The organism is Pseudomonas sp. FSL R10-1339 (assembly GCF_009600545.1).
Taxonomy (GTDB): domain Bacteria; phylum Pseudomonadota; class Gammaproteobacteria; order Pseudomonadales; family Pseudomonadaceae; genus Aquipseudomonas; species Aquipseudomonas bubulae.
Genome location: NZ_WIVQ01000209.1, coordinates 1 through 1681, shown reverse-complemented (window position 1 = coordinate 1681; position 1681 = coordinate 1). Strand labels below are relative to the sequence as shown.

At 60.0% G+C, this 1681-nt stretch carries 2 protein-coding genes; both read left to right on the top strand.

The genetic code is table 11. The annotated features are described in order from the left end of the window. The coding region (locus tag GHO03_RS24395) for a chemotaxis protein CheA (RefSeq protein WP_178110377.1) at window positions 1-1153 on the top strand (1153 nt) is incomplete at its 5' end. A 47-nt stretch (window positions 1154-1200) separates the two neighbouring features. After that, window positions 1201-1681 (top strand): response regulator (locus tag GHO03_RS24390; RefSeq protein WP_153400679.1); only part of this gene is annotated, 481 nt, incomplete at its 3' end.

Sequence of the window (1681 nt, the reverse complement as noted above, 5' to 3'; positions counted from 1 at the left end):
CGTCGATACCGCGCGGCTCGATGACATCATGAATATGGTCGGCGAACTGGTGCTGGTGCGTAACCGTCTGGTGCGCCTGGGCCTGAACAGTCATGACGAGGAGATGGCCAAGGCACTGTCCAACCTCGACGTGGTCACCGCCGACCTGCAAACCGCGGTGATGAAAACGCGGATGCAGCCGATCAAGAAAGTTTTCGGCCGCTTCCCGCGCCTGGTACGGGACCTGGCACGGCAGCTGAAAAAAGAAATCAGCCTGGAGCTGGTGGGCGAAGAGACCGACCTGGACAAAAACCTCGTCGAGGCCCTGGCCGACCCGCTGGTCCACCTGGTGCGCAACGCCGTCGACCACGGCTGCGAAACCCCGGAAGAACGCGCCGCTGCCGGCAAGCCGAGCTGTGGTCGGGTGATCCTGTCCGCCGAGCAGGAGGGCGACCATATCCTGCTGTCGATCTCTGACGATGGCAAAGGCATGGACGCCAATTTCCTGCGTTCCCTGGCGGTGAAAAAAGGCTTGATGGACAAGGATGCGGCCGATCGCCTGAGCGAAAACGACTGCTACAACCTGATCTTTGCCCCGGGCTTTTCGACCAAGACCGAAATCAGCGATGTGTCCGGGCGTGGCGTGGGCATGGACGTGGTGAAAACCAAGATTGCCCAGCTCAATGGTTCGCTGAGTATCGAGTCGGCCCTGGGCCGTGGTTCAAAAATCGTCATCAAGGTGCCCCTGACCCTGGCCATTATGCCGACCCTGATGGTGATGCTGGGTAATCAGGCGTTTGCTTTCCCGCTGGTCAACGTCAACGAAATCTTCCACCTCGACCTGTCGCGCACCAACGTGGTCGACGGTCAGGAAGTGGTGATCGTGCGCGACAAGGCACTGCCGCTGTTCTACCTCAAGCGCTGGCTGGTGGCATCTGCTGCACACGAAGAGCAGCGCGAAGGGCATGTGGTGATTCTCTCGATCGGCACCCAGCGCATCGGTTTTGTGGTCGATCAACTGGTCGGCCAGGAAGAAGTGGTGATCAAGCCTTTGGGCAAGATGCTCCAGGGCACGCCAGGCATGTCGGGTGCCACCATCACCGGTGATGGTCGTATTGCCTTGATTCTGGATGTTCCGAGCATGCTCAAGCATTACGCATCACGGCGTATTTGATTCTGGTGCCTCGGGGCTCGTGCCCCGTACCGCCTAACGGAGTGTTTATGGTAGTCAAGGTCCTGGTGGTGGATGATTCCGGTTTTTTCCGCCGTCGTGTCTCGGAAATTCTGTCGGCTGACCCGACGATTCAAGTGATCGGCACCGCCACCAACGGCAAGGAAGCGATTGATCAGGCGCTGGCGCTCAAGCCGGACGTGATCACCATGGATTACGAGATGCCGATGATGGATGGCATCACTGCCGTGCGCCATATCATGCAGCGCTGCCCGACCCCGGTGTTGATGTTCTCCTCGCTGACCCACGAGGGTGCCCGCGTGACCCTCGATGCGCTGGACGCCGGGGCGGTGGATTTTCTGCCGAAAAACTTTGAAGACATCTCGCGTAACCCCGAGAAGGTCAAACAGATGCTGTGTGAAAAAGTACACAGCATCTCGCGCAGCAACAGGCGCATGTCCAGCTACAGCGCACCTGTACCGGCAGCGGCTGCCCCGACCCCGACCCCTACCCCTGCGCCCCGGCCCGGGC